The sequence below is a fragment of the Thermodesulfobacteriota bacterium genome, assembly GCA_040755095.1.
Taxonomy (GTDB): Bacteria; Desulfobacterota; Desulfobulbia; order Desulfobulbales; family JBFMBH01; genus JBFMBH01.
Genome location: JBFMBH010000043.1, coordinates 1 through 20296 on the forward strand (window position 1 = coordinate 1; position 20296 = coordinate 20296).

Genomic DNA, 20296 nt, shown 5'->3' on the forward strand with positions numbered 1-20296 from the left:
AGTGTCGTTTCCATAGGCTTCGAGGATAATGGCCGACCACAGGAAAGTCAACGGGCCGGAGGCCAGGCCCCTGGCCGCCACCGCTGGCCAGAGGCGCGTCAGCCCGGAGGACGCCTTCCGGCCGGACGTGCCGGGGGGCATTCAGTCCGCCCGCGGGCCGGCCAGCTGGCCGCAGGCGGCGCTGATGTCGGCGCCGCGGCTTTCCCGGATCGGCGCCGTGTAGTGGGCGGCCAGGAGGATCTCCTGGAAGCGGCGCACCGTCTCGGCGTCCGGCCGGCCAAAGGGCAGGTCCGGCACCTCGTTCATGACCAGCAGGTTGATCTTGGCGCGGATGCCCCGCAATAGCCGGGCCAGGGCCCGGGCCTGCTCGGGATGGTCGTTGAGATCCCGGATCAGGGTGTACTCGAAGGTGATGCGGCGGCGGGGCGGCAGGGGATAGGCCCGGCAGGCGGCCAGGAGCTGGGCGAGAGGGTAGGTGTCGTTCACCGGCATCAGCCGGCTGCGGGTAGCGTCGTCCGGGGCGTGCAAGGAGATGGCCAGGTTGACGGTGATGGCCTGGCCCAGCTCCACCATGCGGGGCGGGAGGCCGCAGGTGGAGACGGTGATGCGGCGGCTGGAGAAGGCGAGTCCCGTCTCGTCGGTGAGGATGCGCAAGGCCGGAATGAGGCTGGCCAGATTGGCCAGGGGCTCCCCCATGCCCATGAAGACCAGGTTGGTGATGGGCAGGGCGGCCGGCCCCAGCTGATCCCGCACCCCCAGGACCTGGCCGACGATCTCGGCCGGGGTGAGATTGCGGGTGAGTCCCTGGCGGCCGGTGAGGCAGAAGCGGCAGCCCATGGCGCAGCCGGCCTGGGAGGAGAGGCACAAGGTGGCATGCCCCTCTTCCGGGATGAGCACGCTTTCGATGGCCACACCATCCGCCAGCCGGAAGGCATACTTTTGGGTGCCGTCCCGGGAGGTCTCCACACAGGCGGGTGTGAGCTGGCTGATCAAGGCGGTCTCGGCCAGCCGGGACCGAAGATCCCGGCCGAGATCGGTCATCTCGGCAAAGGAGCTGACTCCGGACCGGTAGAGCCAGGCAAAGATCTGCCGGCCCCGGAAGGCGGGCAGGCCCTGGCCTTCGGCCCAGGCCTCCAGGGCCGGCCGGGGCAGGTTGCGCAGATCAGGCAGACTGCTGCCCAATGAGGAAGATGCCATAGGTGGCGCGCAGGTTGGCGGCGACGCGGACGATCCGGCCCTTGGCCTGGCGGGCGTCGGTGTCGATGTCGATCTCGGTGAGGATCCGGAAGCCCTTCTTCCGGGCGAACTGCCGGAAGTCCTTCAGGGTGATGACCCGGATGTTCGGCGTATCATACCACTCATAGGGCAGGCTGCGGGAGATCGGGGCGACCCCCGCCAGGAGCAGCTGCAGCCGGATGGCCCAGTGGCCGAAGTTGGGAAAGGAGACGATACCCCGGCGGCCCACCCGCAGCATCTCCCGGAGGAGCTGGTCCGGGGCAAAAACCTGTTGCAGGGTCTGGCTGAGGATGACGTAGTCGAAGCGGCCGTCGGCGTAGTCGGCGATCTCCTGGTTGAAATCGCCCTGCAGCACCGTGAGCCCCCGGGCGATGGAGCGGGAGACCTCGTCCTCGTGCTTTTCGATGCCCGAGCCCTTGACCCCCCTCTCCCGGCGCAGGAGGTCAAGAAGATCCCCCTCGCCACAGCCGAGATCGAGGACGGTGGCCCCTGGCTCCACCAGGGAGGCGATCACCTCGAGGTCGTAGCGCATCCCTCGCCCCCCGGCTCCCCATCCTCTGCCGCCACCCGCTCCAGGAAGCCCCGCACCAGCTCGCCCAGGCGGGGGATGGGCAGGAGGAAGGCGTCGTGGCCGCAGTCGGCCTTGATCTCGCAAAAGCTGACGTCCGCGCCGTTCTTTTTCAGGGCCTGGACCAGCTGCCGGGACTGGTAGGTGGGGTAGAGCCAGTCCGAGGTGAAGGAGACGATGAGGAACCGGGCGCGGCTTTTCGCCAGGGCCTGGACCAGGGAGCCGCCGCCATGCTGCTCTGCCAGATCGAAATAGTCGGCGGCCTTGGTGATGTAGAGAAAGGCGTTGGCGTCGAAACGGTCCACGAACTTCTGGCCCTGGTAGCGCAGGTAGCTCTCCACCTGGAAGTCGATGCCGAAATGGAAATCCACCTTGGCCTTGTCCTGGAGGCGGCGGCCGAACTTCAACCGCATGGCCTCGTCGGACAGGTAGGTGATATGCCCGATCATCCGCGCCACCGCCAGGCCCAGGTTGGGCTTGGCCGCGCCATAGTAGTGGCCCTGGTGCCAGTCCGGGTCGGCCATGATGGCCTGGCGGGCCACCTCGTTGAAGGCGATGGCCAGGGCCGAGTGGCGGGCGGTGGTGGCTAAGGGGATGGCGGCCCGCACCATCTCCGGATAGCGGACCGCCCATTCCAGGACCTGCATGCCGCCGATGGAGCCGCCCACCACGGCCAGCAGCTCCTGGATGCCCAGGTGGTCGATGAGGACCTTCTGGGCCCGTACCATGTCGCCGATGGTGACCAGGGGGAAGTCCAGGCCGTAGGGCCTGCCGGTGCGCGGATTGAGGGAGGCGGGACCGGTGGAGCCCATGCAGCTGCCCAGGATGTTCGAGACGATCACGAAGTAGCGATCGGTGTCGATCCCCTTGCCCGGCCCGATCATGGTCTCCCACCAGCCGGGCTTGGGGTCATCCAGGGAGTGGTAGCCGGCGGCATGGGCGTCCCCGGACAGGGCGTGGAGGACGAGGATGGCGTTGTCCCTGGCCGGCCGCAAGGTACCGTAGGTCTCGTAGGCCAGGGTCACCGGGCCCAGGGTCTTGCCGCTCTCCAGGGCCAGGCCCGGCTCCTCCTGGGCAAAGGTGAGGAAGCGCTTCTCCACCAGGCCCACGGAGCGGCCGGTGGCATCATGCTCGATGTATTCGCTCACGGGAAGGCTCTTGCGAAGCGCAGAATGTCCAACAAGGAATTTCGAAGGATGAAGGGACCGGTCGTTGACGTTTCGGATCAGTTCTGCCGGTCCCTTGTGCAGTTGGACATTCCTTGTTCAATATTCGATATTCAAACCCGGGCCAGGGCCTGGTCGAGGTCGGCCAGGATGTCGCTTGCGGCCTCGATGCCCACCGACAACCGCACCATGTCCGGGACGATGGACAGGGCCTGGCGGGTGGCCTCCGGGAACGACAGGTACTGGGACGAGTAGGGATGGATGGCCAGGCTCTTGCAGTCCCCCAGATTGGCCAGGTGGTATACCAGCTTGAGGCTGTTGATGAACCGAAAGCAGGCCGCCTGATCGGCGAGGCCGAAAGCGACCATGCCGCCGAAGCCCCGGCCGCCGAACTGCTCCCGGGCCACGCCGTGGGACGGTGAGCTGGCCAGGCCCGGGTAGCGGACCCAGGTCACCTTGGGGTGCTCGGCCAGGAAGCCGGCCACGGTCTGGGCATTGGTCAGGTGCCGCTCCAGGCGTACCACCAGGGTGTCGAGGCCGATCATCGTCAGATAGCTGTGCCAGGGGGCCTGGGTGGTGCCGAAGTTGATGTGGTGCTCCCGCCAGACCCGGTCCAGGAAGGCCAGGGGGCCTTTGCGGTCGATGAAGGGGGCGAAATCAGCGAAGCGCTCCCCAGACCAGGGGAAGCGGCCGCCGTCGATCACCACCCCACCGGTGGCGTCGCCATGGCCGGAGAGGTACTTGGTGGTGGAGTGGATGACCACGTCCGCCCCCAGGGTCAAGGGCTGACACAGGTACGGGGTGGCCACCGTGTTGTCCACCAGGAGGGGCAGGCCGTGGCGGTGGGCGATCTCCGCCGTCTTCCGGATGTCCGGCACATCCATCTTCGGGTTGCCGATGGTCTCGAGATAGACGAAACGGGTGCGCTCGTTGATGGCCGCCTCGATGGCCGCCAGGTCGGTGCTCTCGACGATCCGCGCCGTGATGCCGTACTTCTTGAAGATGTTGGCGAAAAGGATGTAGGTGGACATGAAGATGGAATTGCCGGAGACGAATTCGTCGCCGGCCCGCAGGAGGGCCATGCAGCTGTTGGCCACTGCCGCCATGCCCGAGGCCATCACCACCGCCCCCTTGCCCTCCTCGAGGATGGCCAGCTTCTCCTCCAGGACGCGGTTGGTGGGGTTGGTGAGCCGCATGTAGATGTGGTCTTGGGTCTTGCCGCCGAAGGTGTCGCTTAGGCTCTCGGCCGTAGCGTGGCGGTGGGAGGCGGTCTGGAAGACCGGGGCCACGGTTGAGCCCTGCCAGCCCTCCGGCGACTGGGCGGCATGGATGACCTGGGTGGCGAAGGCGGGGCGACGGTCGGACATGGGGGCCTCCTTGCGGGACATCGGGGTGGCGACAGGCGGGCAGCGGGCGGGCCGCCCGCAGACGGTGAGAGATTACCACCCGGCCAGCGGCGGCGTCAACGGAATGGCTACAAGCTGCGTAGGTATTCCGGCCGCAGCTCCCGGCGGCCGGCCAGGGCCTGGTCGATGGCGTCCAGGAAGCGGTGCCGATCCCGGGGCAGCCGGCCATCCAGGGCCAGCCAGTTGGAGGCGTGGTTGGCCTGGAATTGGACCCGGGGCAGATCGATGGCCGCGACGAGGGTCCGCAGCTCGGTCAGCAGCCCAGGGACAGGGAGGGGATGGAAGCGACCGGCGGCGATGTCTGCCGCCAGGGGGGTGCCGGCCAGGGGCATGAGGGTCAGCGCCGCGATCTGGCTGGGGGCCATGGCGGACAGCACCCGGCCGCTGGCCTCGGCATGGGCCTGGGAATCCTGGCGGCCGGCCAGGCCCAGAAGCACGGTCACCGAGAGGAAGAGGCCGGCGGCCCGCAGCCGCTGCCCCACCTCGATCATGGTGGCGGCGGTCACCCCCTTGTCCATCCTGGCCAGGGTGGGGTCGTGGCCGCTTTCCAGGCCCAGGTAGACCCGCGCCAGGCCGGCCTTCTTCAGGGCCGCCAGCTCGGCCAGGCTCTTGCCCCGCAGGCCCTTGGCATTGCCGTAGGCGGCAAGGCGCCGCACGCCGGGCAGCTGCTTGCGGATGCGGTCGCACAGGGACAGGATCCGGCCGGTGGCCAGGGAGAGGACGTCGCCGTCGGCCAGGAAGAGCCGCTGCTGCCGCTGGCAGAAGCGGGCCGCCCAGGCCAGGTCCCGGTCCAGCTCTTCCGGGGAGCGGATCCGGAAGCGAACCCCTTTGTAGGCGCCGCAGAACCGGCAGCGGTTGTGGCTGCAGCCCACCGTAGCCTGGAGGATGATGCTGTCCGCCTCGCTGGGCGGCCGGATGACCACCCCCTCGTAGTCCATGGCGGCCGCCCTGCCGGCAGGAGGGCCTCAGCCGTTCTTCTTCGCGAAGGCTGCCATGAATTCCACCAGCCGCTCCACCCCCTCCCGGGGGAAGGCGTTGTAGATGGAGGCCCGGATGCCGCCCACCGAGCGGTGGCCCTTGAGGCCGTCCAGACCCAGGGCCGCAGCCTCCTGGACGAAGCGGGCCTCCAGCTCCGGGGTGGGCAGATTGAAGGTGACGTTCATGCGGGAGCGGGAGCCGGTGTCGGCGTGGCCCCGGTAGAAGGGGCCCTCATCGAGGGCCCGGTAGAGAAGGCCGGCCTTGTCCTCGTTGGCGGCGGCGATGGCCGGCACCCCGCCCTGCTCCTTGAGCCAGCGCAGCACCAGCAGCACGACGTGGATGGCAAAGCAGGGCGGGGTGTTGTACAGCGAGCCCTTGCCGGCGTGGATCTTGTACCGGAGCATGGTGGGCAGCCCCTCCGGCGCCCGGTCCAGGAGATCCTCCCGGATGATGACCACCGTCACGCCCGCTGGCCCCATGTTCTTCTGGGCGCCGGCAAAGATGAGGCCAAAGGGCCTGATGTCCACCGGCCGGGAGAGGATGTCCGAGGACATGTCGCAGACCAGAGGGACATCCACCTGGGGGAAGCTCGCGAACTGGGTGCCGAAGATGGTGTTGTTGGAGACGAGATAGAGGTACTCCGAGCCCGGGGCGACGCTGTATTCGCTCTGGGCTGGCAGATGGCAAAAGCCGCCGGCCTCGCCGGAATAGGCCACATGCACCTGGCCAAAAAGCTTGGCCTCGGCAATGGCCTTCTTGGCCCAGGTGCCGGTATTGAGGTAGGTAGCGCTGCGGCCCGGGCCCAGAAGGTTCATGGGCACCATGGCAAACTGGGTGGAGGCGCCGCCCTGCAGGAACAGGATCTTGTAGGAATCGGGGATGGCCAGCAGCTCCCGCAGCAGGCGGTCGGCCTCGTCGACGATGGCCATGAACGGCTTGCTGCGATGGCTCATCTCGATGAGCCCCATGCCCAGGTCCTGGTAGTTGACGATGTCCTGGGCCGCCTGCCGGAGCACCGGAACAGGCAGGGTGGCGGGGCCGGGGCTGAAATTGAAGATCCGATCCGGCATGGCGGGCAGTCCTCCTTAACGGTTCGTGGGCACCAGGGGTGGCGGGCCAGGGGCGCTGGCGGAAGGCCGCATTATAGCAGATCAGCGGTCGCTGTCATCCGCCGGGTCGGCCTGGCAGATGACAGGGGTTCCGCTGCGGGCTGGCAGCGGCTTTCTGGTTGCGCTGGCGAAGGCATTACGGCACAATCCAACGATTGCATGCGGTTTCCGTCCCCCCGGACCAGCCTCTCACCCAGGATTCCGTTGGCGCTGTCCCATGGTCAAGAAGATCATCCTGTCGGTGCTCCTGAGCATCGTCGTCATCCTGGGGGGCCTGGGGGTGGCGAGCTACCTGAGCATCGAGGATTCCATCCAGCGCTCCCTGGCCTCCCACCTGGAGCTGGCCCGCCTGAACAGCCGCTACGTCGATCAGCTGCTGGAAGACAACCTCAACCGCCTGTCCTACATCGCCCTGTCCGGCGACATCGACCTGGGCGACGGCGACTGGGAGCCGGAGCAGGAGGCCTTGCACGCCGTGCACCAGTATTCCCTGTTCACAGACCGCATCTTCTTCCTGGACAACTTCGGGCACGTGGTGCTGGTCTATCCGGAGGCAGGCCGGCGCAGCTCGCTCTTCGGCGTTCAGGAGGTGCGGCAGGTTCTGGCCGAGCGGCGGCCGCGGGTCTCCAATGTCTTGTCCCTGGGCCCGGAGCGGGAGCCAGTCATTCTGGCCCTGGTGCCCCTCATCCGTCCCGATGGCCAGATGATCGGGGTCGTGGGCGGGGAGATCAATCCCCGCACCTTTGTGGTGACCGAGATCATCAAGGCGATTCCCGAGGGCCGGGACACGGTGATCGAGCTGTTGGACCGCAACGGCCTGATCCTGTCCTCCAACATTCCGGAACGGATCCTGACCGAAAGCGATCACGAGGAGTTCCTGGGCAGCCTGATCGCCGAGGGCCGCAGCTCGGTGGGCCGGTGCCATCGCTGCCACGAGGGGGAGGCCCCCAGCAGCCGCGACATGCTGGCCTTTGTCCCCCTGACCGTGGCGCCCTGGGGGGTGGCGGTGCGGGTGGGGGAGGGCAGTGTCTTCGCGCCGGCCAAGCGTCTCCGGGCCTGGTTCCTGGCCCTGGGCGGCCTGTCCCTGGTGGTGGCCCTCTGGCTGGTCCTGGACATCAGCCGCAACCTGGTGGCGCCGGTGCGCTCGCTCATCGCCGCGGCCAGCCGGATCGGCGGCGGCGATCTCGCGTCACCGGTGGAGGTGTCCAGCCGGGATGAAATTGCCACCCTGGCCCAGGGCTTCGACGAGATGCGCGCTCGTCTGGCCGCCTCTCTGGAGCGCATCCAGCAGGACAAGCTTCTCCTGGAGGGGCGGGTGGTGGAGCGGACCCGGGAGATCGAGGCCAACCGCCGGCTCCTGGCCCGGTTGCTCATGAAGGTGATCACCGCCGAGGAGGAGGAGCGCCAGCGGCTGGCCAAGGAGCTCCATGATGACACCGGCCAGAATCTCAATGCGGTGCTCATGTCCCTGGACTATCTCAAGATGACCCTTCCCGGCCAGGAGGCCCTCAAGGGGAAGATCGATCGGCTCCGGGACCAGATGGCCGCCACCGTTGCCGGGCTGCGGCAGATGATCGACGAGCTGCGGCCAACCCTTCTGGACGAGCTGGGCTTGCAGCCAGCCCTGAGCTGGCTTCTGGAGCGCTATCTGAGCGGCAGGGGCGTCCATTACCAGCTGGAGGTGACCGGTATGCCGGCCGGCGCCGGCGAGGAATCCGGCCCGGGGCTGGGGGTCCAGCGCAATCTCTTCGTCTTCCGGATCGTCCAGGAGGCGGTCCAGAACATCGCCCGCTATGCCGGGGCCACCGAGGTCCATGTGGCGGCTCACAAGGGGGAGGGCTGTCTCGAGGTATCGATCGAGGATGATGGCCAGGGCTTCGATGTGGAGACCATCCTGTCCCGGGACGGCCAGGAGCAGGAGGCGGGGGTGCACGGCCTGGTCGCCATGCGGGAGCGGGTCGGTCTTCTGGGTGGCCGCTTCCATATCTGCTCCCGCCCGGGCCAGGGCACCCAGATCATGTTCCTCCTGCCTGATGAGCCGCCGGTGGCCTGAGGTCGAGCCTGGCTCGACCTCCAAGGTCCGCTTGCATCCGGAGCATTCATGTACGAAGTCTTCTATCACCTCACCGAAAAGCCTTTTACCATCAGCGCCAACCCCCGGTTTCTCTACCTGAGCCACAAGCACGCCAATGCCTTGACCTACCTGGAATACGGGGTGGCGGAGGCGGTGGGCTTCGTGCTCCTCACCGGCGAGATCGGCACCGGCAAGACCACCCTGGTGCGCCATCTCCTGGATGGGATCGGCCGGAGCACCGACGTCGCGCTCATCGCCAACACCGGCGTCACCGCCGAGGACCTGCTGGTGATGATCCTCCAGGAGCTGGAGATCGAGCCGGCCGGCACCGGCAAGGCCGCACACCTGGAGCAGCTCAACCGCTTCCTCATCGAGCGCTATGCCGTCCGCCGCCGGTGTCTTCTCATCATCGACGAGGCCCAGAACCTGAGCGATGTCGCCCTGGAGGAGGTGCGGATGCTCTCCAACCTCCAGGCGGACGAGCGGGCCCTCCTGCAGATCATGCTGGTGGGTCAGCCCGAGCTGCGGGCCAAGCTGCAGCAGCCGCGGCTGGCCCAGTTCACGCAGCGGATTGCCGTGACCTACCACCTGGGCGCCTTGAGCCGGGAGGAGACGGAGGCCTATGTGCGCCACCGCCTGACCACCGCCGGCGGCGACCCGGAGCTGTTCAGCCCGGCGGCCCTCACGCGCATCCACGATCTGGCCCGGGGGGTGCCGCGGGCCATCAATCTGCTGTGCGAGGCAGCCCTGGTCTACGGCTATGCCGACGAGCTGGCGCAGATCGACGCCGGGGTGATCGAGCAGGTGATGGCGGATCGGGGTGGGATCGGCTTCGGGACGGAGCTGGCGGAGGCGGCACCGGCGCCGGTTGCCGGGGCGGCGCCGGCGGGTGACCCGGAGCTGGCAGCGCGGCTGTTGGCCCTGGAGCAGCGCCTGGGGCGCCTGGAGCAGGAGCTGCGCTGGCAGCTGGATGCCATGGAGGGGCGCCTGGACATGGCCCGGGATGAGGGCCTGCGCCGCCTGCGCGAGCAGCTGGCCGAGGAGCGGCAGAAGAGCGACCGCTACCTGTCTGCCTACCACCAGCTCAAGGAGCGCTCCCGGCTGCTGCGGCCGGCCTCGCCGGCGCCGGGCGAGGCGGCGGCGCCTCCCAGCGCCGTCCCCCCGGAGCCGCCGCCCCCGGAGGCCGGCCCCTCCTGGCGTCGCTGGCTGGGGCTACACCGCTGAGCTGCGGCTGTCCCGGCCGTAGGCGTAGTACCGCTGACTGGGCCCCAGGTGCCGGTTGAGGACGAAGCCCAGGAACTTCTCCGCCGGGATCAGGGCGACCGCCCGCTGCACCTCCTCCACCGGGGTCTGGCCAGCCGCCACCACCATCAGCACACAGTCCACCAGGGGGGCAAAGGCCATGGCATCGGCGCCGCTCAGGAGGGGCGGCACGTCGAAGAAGATGTACCGGTCCTGGTAGCGGTCCTTCATCTCGGCCAGGAGGGCGTGCATCCGGGGCGAGCCCAGGAGCTCGGTGGCGTCCGGCACCGTGCGGCCACCGGAGATGAGGGTCAGCTTGTCCACCTGGGGCCACATGATCAGCTCGGAAAGCGGGCGCTGGTCCTTGAGAAAATCGATGAGCCCCCGGTCGCTGGCAATGCCCAGGTACTTGTGGACGGCCTGCTTGTGCAGGTCACAGTCCACCAGCAGCACGGTCTGGCTGAACTCCCGGGCAAAGGTGGCGGCCAGGTTGATGGTGGTTACAGTCTTGCCCTCGTTCGGCAGGGCGCTGGTGACCATGATGGTCCGCCAGCCGTGCTCCCTGGTGCGCCGCAGGATCTGGGCCCGGAGCACCTTGAACGGCTCGACGTCGCAGCTTGAGGCATCGAGGCAGACGCAATGGTGGCTGGCCGCCAGGGAAGAATCGATGGTGACCCGCCGGGACTCCGAATAGACCGGTGACAGGTAGCCGCTGGCGTCCGGCCCCAGCGGCTCGCCGGCCGGCACCTCCAGGTCCCCGGCCGGCAGAATGTCCTCCATCGCTGGCAGCGCCCCGTCCTGCCGCGCCTCCCGCGCCTTGTCCAACGCCTTCCTGAGCTTCATGTGCCCCCCGCAGTTGGTGGAATTGCCTCGGTGTGCCCTGGCAGACTACAGCGCCAGACGATGGCTGATCTTTGCCCACAGGATGTCGAAATCCATCACCAGGAAGTGGATGGCCGCCAGGGCCCCCGCCACCACGGCCAACCCCACCAGCAGGGCCAGCACCATCCGCCGCCGCCGCCTGGCTTCCTGCGCAGCCGTGACCATCTCCGGAATGCTGCCCAGGACCGGCAGGGCGGTTGCAAAGGCCAGGGCTTCCGGTGTGCGCACCGAGTGGTCGGCGAGCTCCCGCAAGGCGGCCAGGGCTACCCCGGCCCCGATGCCCAGCACAGTGCCGATGAGGAGGATGGCCAGCCGGTTGGGGCGGGTGGGCTTTTCCGGCAGCTGCGCCGGGTCGATGAGGGTGAAGCGCTCGCCCTTCTGCTCCTTTTCCAGGCCGCTGGCCACCCGCGCCTCCATGAGCTTGCGCATCAGGTCGTCGTATTTGGCCTGCACACTGCGGCGGGTGGACAGGAGGGTGTTGTACTGCTCCTCCACCCTGGGACTGGCCTCAATGCGTCCACGGTATTGGGCCATCGATTTCTCGACCTCCTCCATCTGGCGCTGGGTAGCGGCGATCTCAACCCGGGTCGAGGCCAGCTGAGCCGCCAAGGTCACTTTGGCCGGGTTGTCCGGGGAAGGCGCTTCGGGCTCGGCGGCCTTGGCAGCCGCCACCTGTGCCTCCAGCTCAGCAATCTCGGCCCGGGTCTTGATCACATCCGGATACTGGTCCGAGAACTGGCTGCGCAGGTGGGTGAGCTGGATCTTGAGCTCCTCCAGACGCTTTTCATCCTCGCTCTTCTGGGCCTGCTTCTCTGGCGGCGGCGGCAGCGAGGCCAACTGGGTTTCCAGGTAGCCGGCCCGTTCCCGCAGGCCCTGGAGCTGTTCCTGCAGGCGGGCGACGCCGGCCTCGGCGGTGTGCAGGCCCTGGAGGTTGACCGGCACCAGGTCCGGCAGCTCCTGGACGTGCGCCTCCTTGAAGGCGGCGATTTGAGCCTCCACCTGCGCCAGCTCGGACTTGAGGCGGGTGGACTCGTCCTCCAGGAAGCGGGTGGTCTCCTCGGCCTGCCGCGCCCTCTCCTGGATATTTTCTTCAAGAAACAGGGAGGCCAGAAGGTTGGTCACCTGTTGCACGGTCCCTGGCTCCCTGCCCTCATAGGCCAGGGTGAAGGCAACGGTGGCCGCGCTCGGCCGGCCGGTACGGCGATCGGTCACCTCGGTGCTGATGGGGGTCATCTCGATGTCTTCCCGCATCTGCTCCACGATCTCCTCGGTAGTCCACTCTTCTCGCAGCTCGGCGTACAGGTTGAGGCGATTGATGATCTCCAGCAGTCGGGTCGTGCTCATGATCCGCTGGTTGATCGACTGGAGCCGCTGCTCAACGTAGCTGGTGACCGTCGCCGTGACGAAGTCGGCGGGGATCTCCTGCGCCTCGATGAGGATGGTAGCGCTGGACCGGTAGACCGCGGGCAGCAGCAAGGCGACGGCAGCTGCGGCTGTAATGACCAGGCCCGCCGGTACCATGAGGCTCAGGAGCCGGCGCTTGATGATGGCGATGACCTCTGCTGGTGATAGAGCGTGTGGGTCCATGCCTGTTCCTCGGTGGGGCCGGAGTTGGGGGCCAGGGGAGGCTGGCTCCTCGTCCTGGTCAGTCATCCAGGGATTTCTGCCAGTGGAGGCGGAGCAGCACCTGGTTCCGGTGGGACTCCTGGCCGGCATCCCGGTTATCGTGGAGGACCCAGACATAGCTCAGGTCCATGGACAGGGTGTCTGACAGATCCCAGCTCACTCGAGGACGCAGCCGGTAGGTGTAGCGGTCGATGTCGCCGGTGGACAGCGCGTTGGCGCTGCTCTGGTTGCGGTGAAAGGCCGCGGTGAGACCGGCCCACAAGTCCTCGCCAAAGTGGTACCGTCCATCCGCGCTCAGAGCCGTTTGCTCGGTAGCGCCGGCGATGACATCAGAGCCGCTGGTGATGTCCTGGGACAGACTGAGGTTGACCTCGGCGTATTCCGACCATTGGCTGTAGATCAGCCTGCCAACCCAGCCGGAATTGTCTTCGGTGAGCCTGATGTTTTCGATCCTGGTCTCAGTGATCCGCGGACCGATGGCCGCGGCCAGACGGCGGCGCTCGGACAGCTCATGGGAGAAGCCCACGGTCCAGGACAGGTTGCGGATCTCGATCCCCGGGTAGTCGTAGAAGGTTGCGGCCAGGGCCGTCTCACCGGTGGTCCGGGGCAGGTACTTGTCGAGCCTGATGCTGGCCGCCGGCATGAGACTGTTGCTGGTGTAGTCGCTGGCAGCGGTCTCCCGGAAGTTGACGGTATTGTGTGTGTAGGTCAGAGAACCGGTCCCCAGCTCGGTAGCGGCGAGATCGATTCCCAGAGTGTAGGTCTGGCGCTCGCGGCTGGTGGTGCCGAGAATGAGGCCGGTGGTCTCCAGGTCCCGGTCCGGCCGGGAGTCCTCCCGGTAGGCGGCTTCGGCGCGTACCAGACAGCGCGGGGTCACTTCATAGCTGGTTCGGGCGCTGTAGTCATGGTCCACCGCATCCAGCCGGTCAAGGGCTGCGTAGTCCACGAGATCGAGACGGCCTGCGAGGGTGGCCTCCAGGCGCTCAGTCTGCTCGACCAGAGTCAATCCGGGCGAGAGGGTGATGATGACATCATCCTGCAGGTTGGTGCTGTCCATGAAGATGTTGTCGTTGTATTCCTCCCGGAAGCTGACGGCAGGGGTGGCGGTGAAGCGCCCATGACAGTCTGGCACCCTTGCGGTCAAGAGGAGGCCGCCCAGGACGAGAAGACACAGCAGGGGTCGGCTCAGCATGGGGGTGAGTTTCCTCGGCTCAAGGCCTCGAAGCTGTCGATCACGAAGGGAGTCGGCGGACGTCAGGGGATCAGGGTACAACGATGATGTCACCCCGCTCCAGGCGGATGTTCTGGGTCAGATTCTCTCCACTTGCCGCCGTATCGTAATCGAAGGGCAGCACCTGGATACCGCCGCCGGGGCCGGTGCGGAAGATCTTGATCTCGTCGCCCTTGGCGAAGGCGTTGAGTCCCCCGGCCATGGCCAGGGCCTGCAGGACGTTGAGGTGGGTGTGAAGCGCCATGCTGCCCGGCCGGGTCACCTTGCCAATGACAAAGACCAGGAAGCTGTTGACCTCCTTCACGATCACCGACAGCACCGGCTCGGCCATGTACGGGACCAGTTGGCCTTCGATCTCCTTTTTGAGCTGGCCTGCGGTCTTGCCCGCCGCCATCAATTCCCCCAGGAGAGGCAGGGAGATCGTGCCATCGGGCAGGACGGTGACTGCCCGGCTCAGGTCCTGATTCTTCCAGACCACCACCTCCAGCACATCCCCGTAGCCGATGATGTACGGCGGCTCCCCGGTGGCGACGGATTCAGCCGCCTGCACGGCTCCTGCTGCCATCCACAGCCAACACGTCAGAGCCGCTGCCAGAGCGCAAGTCTTCATGTTCCCTCCTGTTCTCTTTCGGTTTTGGTTGTTGCCCGCCAGTCCGCGGCAAGGGGCTGGGCGGCGGCGGGTTGTGCGCAGCAGGCGCGTTTCAGGGCAGCTCCCGCAACGCCTTTTCCGCCTCGGCCCGTCCCGGGAACTCGCCGGGCCGGGCAAGAGCGGTTTGCAGTCGCGAGCGGGCTGCCGCCGGCTGGCCGTTCCTGACCAGCGCCACGCCCAGGTGGTAGTTGAGGATCGGGTTTTCCGGATCGCCCTGCAGAGCCTGCTCCAGCACGGCGGTGGCCTTGCCGTAGTCACCCAGCCGGTAGTGGGCCCAGCCCACCGTGTCCATGATCTCCGGCCGGTTGGGATTCTTGTCCAGGGCCTTCTGGGCCAGGGCCAGGGCCTTCGTTAGGCCATCCCGGTCCTGGGAGGTTTCCGCCAGAAGGAAGGCCAGGTTGTTGGCGGCCATCCAGGCGTCGGGCTCGGCCTGCAGGGTGTCTTCATAAACCTGGATGGCCTTCTTCGGCTCGCCGGTCTGCTCGAAGAGAAGGGCCAGGGTCATGGCCGTCCCCAGGTCCTTGGGGTTGGCTTGCAGGCGATCCTGGAAGGTGGCCACCGCCTCCTGCTGCTTGCCCTGGGCCAGGTAGATCCTGGCCAGGTTGCCGGCCGGGGCCGGCCACTGGGGCATGAGGTCCATGGCCTTCAGGAAGGACGCCTCCGCCTGCTTGTACTCCTGGCGGGCTGCGTAGGTGTTGCCCAAAAGATTGTGGGTGAAGGCATCCTGGGGATTCTGGCGCAGTCGCTCCTGGCAGATGGCAATCGCCCGCTCCCCCTGCTTTTGCGCCACCAGGGACTGGATGAGCGCGACCAGGAGCGGCATGGACTGGGGCATCCGGCGGTAGCCCTTTTCCAGCTCGGCGGTGGCCTCGGCCCAGCGGTTCTGCCTGGCGTAGACCTGGCTCAGCCGCAGGTAGCCGAACGGGCTGTCCGGCAGGAGATCCCGGATCTCCTGATACTGTTTTTCGGCATCGGCGTAATCCTGCGCCGCAAAGGCCAAGTCACCCAGGTCAGCCTGGGCCTGGGAGTCCTCCGGGTGGTCCTCCAGGATCAGCTGCAGCTGTTCTTCGGCACCGGCATAGTCCTTCTTCATGGCCAGGACCTTGGCCAGAGTGCGGCGGAGGTCCCGGGATTGCGGGATCGTCTTGAGGGCGGTGCGCAAGGCATCGGCGGCCAGGTCGAGCTCCTGGTTCTGGACGTGGGCCTCTGCGAGACCGAGTTGCCCCTGGATGAGGCCTGGCCTTTCTTTGACCACGCTGCGGAATTCGGCCACCGCCTCCCCGCCTTTCTTCTTGCCCAGGAGGATGGTGCCTTTGTGCAGATGGGCCTCCACGTCGCGAGCGTTCTCCTTGAGGACTTCATCCACGTACCGCTCGGCAGCAGCAACATCGTTCTTGGCCAGGAGGACCCGGGTCAAGGAGTTCTTCGTCTGGAGGATCTTGGGCGCCGTCTGATCGTCGTCCAACGCCAGACACTCGTTGAGGGTGGCCAGGGCCTGGTCGAGGTCCTGGCGTCTGAACTGGGCCTCTGCCAGCAGGAAGCGCAGGTCGAAGCTCTTGGGCAGGCGGCCGATGGCCTCGGCCAGCGTCTTTTCGGCCCGGTCCAGCTCCTTCTTGCCCAGGAAGAACTGGGCCACCTGGAGCTGGGTCCGCTCGTCCTCCGGGGCGGCGCTGCCCATGGCGGCCAGGGCGGCGGCCGCCTCGTCCTGCTTGCCGGTGTCCCAGAGCAGGCTGGCCAGGGTCAGCTGCAGCGCCGGCTGATCGGCATCGGCCTTCAGGGCCTCCCGAACGACGGCGATGGCGGCATCGGGGCGACCGCCCTTGACGTAGAAGTCGGACAGAACGATCCTGAGCGCCGGATGTCCCGGGTTGGCCGCCATTCCGGCCTGGAGGGTCTCCTCCACCGCCGGCTGGTCACCCTGCTGCCCGTGCGCTGTGGCCAGAAGCATATAGAGCGGCGGCTCGGTGTGGCCTTGGGCTCGCAAGGGGTCCAGAATCAGGCGAGCGCCCGCAGGGTCCTGGTCGGCCAACAAGGTGGAAGCCTTGAGGAAAAGGGCCTCCAGATGCTGCGGCTCCTTGGCCAGGATCAGCTCCGCCTTCTCCCGGGCCTTGGCCACCTCCCGGCCAGCCAGGAGCAGGCGGCCGATCTCCAGGTGTGCCCCGAGGTGCTCGGGCTGGTGCTCGGCAGCCTTGAGAAAGAAGCCGTAGGCCTTCTTTGCATCTCCCCTCTGCAGATCGATCTTGCCCAGCTCGAAGTAGGCGTCAGCAAACTTGGGATCGATCTGGAGGGCATTTCGGAATTCCAGACGGGCCTTGACCAGATCCCCCTTTTCCAGCAAGGCCTTGCCCCGCTCGAAGAACTTGGCTCTCTTCTCCTCCGAGCTGCTGCAGGCGACAACCAGGACAGCCACCAGCAGCAGGCAGAGCATCTTGACGCACGGTCGAATCCTTTTCATCATCTCCTCCCCCAAGATAGGCCAACTCCGCCCCACATTCTGCACCAGCTAGACAGCCCCTTTGCGCTGCAGGACAACCAGAACGGTCTTGGCCAGGATCTCCAGGTCCTTGGAGAAGCGCCACTGATCCAGATACTGGCAGTCCAGTTCCACCACCTGGTTGAAGTCGGTGATCTTGTTGCGCCCCGACACCTGCCACAGCCCGGTGAGGCCGGGCTTGGCGGAGATGCGGCGGCGTTGCCAGAACTGGTACCGCTCCACCTCCTCCACCGTGGGCGGCCGGGTGCCCACCAGGCTCATCTCGCCCTTGAGGACGTTGACGAACTGGGGAAACTCGTCCAGCGAGGTCTTGCGGAGCCAACGGCCAACCCGGGTGATCCGGGGATCGTCGGTGAGCTTGAACATCGCTCCTTGCATCTCGTTCCTGGCCATGAGCTCCTGTTTGCGCGCCTCTGCATCCTGGTACATGGACCGGAATTTGTACAGATGAAAGATGCGGCCGTTCTGCCCCACCCGTTTCTGGCGGAACAGCACCGGACCCGGGGAGTCCAGTTCGATGGCCAGGGCCACAAGGGGGAACATCACCAGCAGAAGAAGACAACCCACCAAACCGCCGGCGATATCCAGCAGCCGTTTGTACAACAGCCCGGTGGCGTTGAAGTTGTCGCCGCGCAGGGTCAAAAAGGGCACATCCTGGCAGTGCTCGACAGACAGCAGCCACTCCCCCGGCTGCCAGAGGGCCGGCAGGATGCGGGCCGGGATGCCGGTACGGCGGAGGATGCCCAGGTAGCGGCCCAGATCCACCTTGCGGTCGCCGTCCACGGCAAAGACCACCTCGTCCACCGGATGCTCGACGATGATCCGCGGCAGGTCCTCGATGGAGCCCAGGCTGTCGCTGCCCGTCCCGTTGCCGCCGGCGCCGGCGGAAAGACGGCCGATCACCGTGTGGCCCCAGGAGAGCTGGCGCGCCAAGAGGTCCGAAACCAGCTGCCCCCGGGCCAGGTTGCCCACCACCAGGATCTTGCGGGCATGAAAGGCGGAGCGGGCGAGAAAATGGATATAGACCTGCGCCAGCAGCCGCTCCCCCAGAACCAGCACCAGGCTGAACAGGAAGAAGAAGAACAGGAATTCCCGGGGGTAGCCGATGGGCTCGACCATGAACACCCCGGCGGTGAGGACGATGAAGTCCACCGCCAGGGCCTGGAGCACCGCCCAGACCATGCCCAGGCTGCGGAGCATCCGCTCGTCGCTGTACAGATGCAGGCGGCCCATCACGTAGTTGTTCAGGAACATGACCAGCATCACCGAGCCCACGAAGGCCGCGGTGTCCATGGTCCATCCCGGCTCGAGCCTGAACGCCGTGGCGAAGACGGCCCCATAGCCTGCGGCGATGATGGCAACTGCGTCCGCGACCATGCGGAAGTTGTTGAGGATGCGGACCTGTTGCTGAATCACGCCATCAGCCCTCTTTCTGCCCAGGCTCCGTGGCCTGGGTATACGCCTCATAGGTCAGGCGGAGGCCCGTTGCCAACGGGGTGTGTGCACGCCACCCCAGGGCCGTGAGCCGGCTGACATCCAGGAGCTTCCGGGGCGTGCCGTCCGGCATCGTGGGGTCGAAGACGACCCGGCCGGCAAAGCCCACCTCCCCGGCGATCAGGCTTGCCAGCTCGCTGATGGTGAGGTCCTCGCCGGTGCCGATGTTGACCAGCTCGCCCACCTCTGCCGGGTCATATCGTTCGAGCAGGAAGATGCAGGCATCCGCCAGATCGTCGACGAAGAGAAACTCCCGCCGGGCCTGCCCGGTTCCCCACAGCATGACCGACGGCTCAGCGGCCGCCGCGGCGGCCTCCAGGCCGAGGGCCTGCCGGACCGGCTGGGGAATGGGGCCGAAGCGGCGCTCATCGGCAGCGATGGCGACCTGGTCGCCCTTGGCCGCCAACTTGGCCAGGTGAAACTTGCGGATGAGGGCGGGCAGCACGTGGGAGGTCTCCAGGTCGTAGTGATCACCCGGGCCATAGACATTGGTCGGCATGACGGACAGGAAGCGGGTGCCATACTGCCGGTTGTAGGCGCCGCACATCTTGATGCCCGCGATCTTGGCCACCGCATAGGGCTCGTTGGTCGGCTCCAGGGCCCCGGTCAGGAGGTGCTCCTCCCGCATGGGCTGCGGAGCATGCTTCGGGTAGATGCAGCTGGAGCCAAGAAAGAGCAGCTTCTGCACGCCGTGGCGCCAGGCAGCATGGATGACGTTGGTCTGGATCGTCAGGTTATCATAAATGAAATCGGCCGGATAGGTGTTGTTGGCCAGGATGCCGCCCACCCGCGCCGCAGCCAGGATCACCACCTCGGGCCGTTCCGCCTGGAAGAAGGTGTGCACGGCCTGTTGATCGGTGAGGTCAAGCTCGGCATGGGTGCGGGTGATGAGGGTGCGATAACCCGCTCCAGCGAGGCGGCGCAGAAAGGCGGAGCCCGCCAGTCCCCGGTGACCGGCCACATAGATTCTGGTGTCTGGGGTCAACTGGGTGAGCATGGCGGTCATTCATGGTAGGAGAAGGCCTGGAACCCCTTCCGGGAGCACAGGTGGTCCCGCTCGGCCAGCCTGAGGTCGTCGCGCATCATCTCCTGGACCAGAGCCTTGAAGCGGGTCCGGGGCTGCCAGCCCAGGACCGTCCGGGCCTTGGTAGGATCCCCCAGCAAGATTTCAACCTCGGTGGGCCTGAAGTAGCGGGGGTCCACTTCCACCAGACAACGCCCTGACTCGGCATCATAGCCCTTCTCCTGGCGGCCGGCTCCTTCCCAGCGCAGGTTGATCCCGACCTCCGCGGCAGCGGTGGCCACGAATTCGCGGACGGTATGCTGCTCACCGGTGGCGATCACGAAGTCGTCAGGTGCCTCCTGCTGGAGCATGAGCCACATCATCTCCACATAGTCCCGGGCATGGCCCCAGTCCCGCCGCGCATCCAGGTTGCCCAGGAAGAGGCGATCCTGCAGGCCGAGCTTGATCCGGGCCAGGGCGCGGGTGATCTTGCGGGTGACGAAGGTTTCGCCCCGCACCGGAGATTCGTGGTTGAAAAGGATGCCGTTGCAGGCATACAGGCCGTATGCCTCCCGGTAGTTGACCGTGATCCAGTATGCATAGAGCTTGGCTACCGCGTATGGTGAGCGGGGATAGAACGGCGTTTTTTCGTTCTGGGGCACCTCCTGCACCAGTCCGTAGAGCTCGGACGTGGAGGCCTGGTAGAACCGGGTCTTCCCTGACAGGCCCAGGATACGGATGGCCTCCAGGAGCCGGAGCGCGCCCAGGGCGTCCGAGTCGGCGGTGTATTCCGGCTCTTCGAAGGAGACCTGGACATGGCTCTGGGCAGCCAGGTTGTACAGCTCGTCCGGCTGGACCTCCTGGACGACCCTGAGCAGGCTGGAGGAGTCGGTCATGTCTCCATAGTGGAGGATAAAGCGCCGGTCCGCCTCGTGGGGATCCTTGTAGAGGTGGTCGATACGGTCGGTATTGAAGAGGGAGGTGCGGCGCTTGATGCCATGCACCTCATAGCCCTTTTCCAGCAGAAGCTCGGCGAGATAGGCGCCGTCCTGTCCGGTGATGCCGGTGATCAAAGCCGTTCGTCGATTCATGGGGCGCTGGACTCCGGAACGAGGTTGGCAGTCCTGACCTTGGCCCG

General features: G+C 66.7%; 16 protein-coding genes. 2 read left to right on the forward strand and 14 right to left on the reverse strand.

Translation table 11 applies throughout. From position 1 onward, the window contains the following. Positions 1–141 precede the first annotated feature (141 nt). From rlmN to serC, 6 genes are all read right to left on the reverse strand, one after another. Positions 142–1182 (reverse strand): 23S rRNA (adenine(2503)-C(2))-methyltransferase RlmN, encoded by a 1041-nt coding sequence (rlmN, locus tag AB1634_08440; GenBank protein ID MEW6219549.1) that lies wholly within the window; start codon positions 1180–1182, stop codon positions 142–144. Then, entirely contained in the window at positions 1163–1768 is a 606-nt protein-coding gene (metW, locus tag AB1634_08445; protein MEW6219550.1) for a methionine biosynthesis protein MetW, read from the reverse strand. Before metW ends, rlmN begins: the two co-directional genes overlap by 20 nt. After that, positions 1747–2952, reverse strand: a complete 1206-nt coding sequence (locus AB1634_08450; protein MEW6219551.1) for a homoserine O-acetyltransferase — start codon at positions 2950–2952, stop codon at positions 1747–1749. The genes metW and AB1634_08450 overlap by 22 nt, the downstream gene beginning before the upstream one ends. 131 nt (positions 2953–3083) lie before the next feature. Then, positions 3084–4337 (reverse strand): aminotransferase class I/II-fold pyridoxal phosphate-dependent enzyme, encoded by a 1254-nt coding sequence (locus AB1634_08455; protein ID MEW6219552.1) that lies wholly within the window; start codon positions 4335–4337, stop codon positions 3084–3086. Positions 4338–4444: 107 nt separating this feature from the next. Continuing rightward, complete coding sequence (locus AB1634_08460; GenBank protein ID MEW6219553.1) at positions 4445–5314, reverse strand: radical SAM protein; 870 nt, start codon at positions 5312–5314, stop codon at positions 4445–4447. 27 nt (positions 5315–5341) lie between these two features. Continuing rightward, complete coding sequence (gene serC / locus AB1634_08465; GenBank protein MEW6219554.1) at positions 5342–6424, reverse strand: 3-phosphoserine/phosphohydroxythreonine transaminase; 1083 nt, start codon at positions 6422–6424, stop codon at positions 5342–5344. Between the two features lie 256 nt (positions 6425–6680). Here serC and AB1634_08470 point away from each other — a divergent pair, with 256 nt between their 5' ends. Together AB1634_08470 and AB1634_08475 are read left to right on the forward strand one after the other, a co-directional pair. After that, positions 6681–8516, forward strand: a complete 1836-nt coding sequence (locus AB1634_08470; GenBank protein MEW6219555.1) for a HAMP domain-containing protein — start codon at positions 6681–6683, stop codon at positions 8514–8516. A 48-nt stretch (positions 8517–8564) separates the two neighbouring features. Further along, positions 8565–9761: an AAA family ATPase gene (locus tag AB1634_08475; protein ID MEW6219556.1), complete on the forward strand. Its 1197-nt coding sequence runs from the start codon at positions 8565–8567 to the stop codon at positions 9759–9761. Here the strand turns inward: AB1634_08475 and AB1634_08480 are convergent. From AB1634_08480 to gmd, 8 genes are all read right to left on the reverse strand, one after another. Continuing rightward, entirely contained in the window at positions 9750–10622 is an 873-nt protein-coding gene (locus tag AB1634_08480; GenBank protein ID MEW6219557.1) for an AAA family ATPase, read from the reverse strand. The genes AB1634_08475 and AB1634_08480 overlap by 12 nt on opposite strands. 45 nt (positions 10623–10667) lie before the next feature. Continuing rightward, complete coding sequence (locus tag AB1634_08485; protein ID MEW6219558.1) at positions 10668–12248, reverse strand: GNVR domain-containing protein; 1581 nt, start codon at positions 12246–12248, stop codon at positions 10668–10670. A 58-nt stretch (positions 12249–12306) separates the two neighbouring features. Then, positions 12307–13479, reverse strand: a complete 1173-nt coding sequence (locus AB1634_08490; GenBank protein MEW6219559.1) for an outer membrane beta-barrel protein — start codon at positions 13477–13479, stop codon at positions 12307–12309. 70 nt (positions 13480–13549) lie between these two features. After that, positions 13550–14128 (reverse strand): polysaccharide biosynthesis/export family protein, encoded by a 579-nt coding sequence (locus AB1634_08495; GenBank protein ID MEW6219560.1) that lies wholly within the window; start codon positions 14126–14128, stop codon positions 13550–13552. 91 nt (positions 14129–14219) lie between these two features. After that, complete coding sequence (locus AB1634_08500; GenBank protein MEW6219561.1) at positions 14220–16622, reverse strand: tetratricopeptide repeat protein; 2403 nt, start codon at positions 16620–16622, stop codon at positions 14220–14222. Between the two features lie 48 nt (positions 16623–16670). Further along, positions 16671–18077, reverse strand: a complete 1407-nt coding sequence (locus AB1634_08505) for a sugar transferase (protein ID MEW6219562.1) — start codon at positions 18075–18077, stop codon at positions 16671–16673. A gap of 4 nt (positions 18078–18081) precedes the next feature. Then, positions 18082–19161, reverse strand: coding sequence for a GDP-L-fucose synthase (locus AB1634_08510; GenBank protein MEW6219563.1), 1080 nt, complete (start codon positions 19159–19161; stop codon positions 18082–18084). Beyond that, the gene (gene gmd, locus AB1634_08515) at positions 19158–20249 is read right to left on the reverse strand and encodes a GDP-mannose 4,6-dehydratase (protein MEW6219564.1); all 1092 of its coding nucleotides are present in this window, start codon (positions 20247–20249) and stop codon (positions 19158–19160) included. The genes AB1634_08510 and gmd overlap by 4 nt, the downstream gene beginning before the upstream one ends. Positions 20250–20296 lie beyond the last annotated feature (47 nt).

Bases quoted from the DNA above. Each gene is read 5' to 3' on its own strand.
- metW (MEW6219550.1), bottom strand. From the start codon at position 1,768: ATGCGCTACGACCTCGAGGTGATCGCCTCCCTGGTGGAGCCAGGGGCC.
- AB1634_08455 (MEW6219552.1), bottom strand. From the start codon at position 4,337: ATGTCCGACCGTCGCCCCGCCTTCGCCACCCAGGTCATCCATGCCGCC.
- AB1634_08460 (MEW6219553.1), bottom strand. From the start codon at position 5,314: ATGGACTACGAGGGGGTGGTCATCCGGCCGCCCAGCGAGGCGGACAGC.
- serC (MEW6219554.1), bottom strand. From the start codon at position 6,424: ATGCCGGATCGGATCTTCAATTTCAGCCCCGGCCCCGCCACCCTGCCT.
- AB1634_08470 (MEW6219555.1), top strand. From the start codon at position 6,681: ATGGTCAAGAAGATCATCCTGTCGGTGCTCCTGAGCATCGTCGTCATC.
- AB1634_08475 (MEW6219556.1), top strand. From the start codon at position 8,565: ATGTACGAAGTCTTCTATCACCTCACCGAAAAGCCTTTTACCATCAGC.
- AB1634_08480 (MEW6219557.1), bottom strand. From the start codon at position 10,622: ATGAAGCTCAGGAAGGCGTTGGACAAGGCGCGGGAGGCGCGGCAGGAC.
- AB1634_08485 (MEW6219558.1), bottom strand. From the start codon at position 12,248: ATGGACCCACACGCTCTATCACCAGCAGAGGTCATCGCCATCATCAAG.
- AB1634_08490 (MEW6219559.1), bottom strand. From the start codon at position 13,479: ATGCTGAGCCGACCCCTGCTGTGTCTTCTCGTCCTGGGCGGCCTCCTC.
- AB1634_08495 (MEW6219560.1), bottom strand. From the start codon at position 14,128: ATGAAGACTTGCGCTCTGGCAGCGGCTCTGACGTGTTGGCTGTGGATG.
- AB1634_08500 (MEW6219561.1), bottom strand. From the start codon at position 16,622: ATGAAAAGGATTCGACCGTGCGTCAAGATGCTCTGCCTGCTGCTGGTG.
- AB1634_08510 (MEW6219563.1), bottom strand. From the start codon at position 19,161: ATGACCGCCATGCTCACCCAGTTGACCCCAGACACCAGAATCTATGTG.
- gmd (MEW6219564.1), bottom strand. From the start codon at position 20,249: ATGAATCGACGAACGGCTTTGATCACCGGCATCACCGGACAGGACGGC.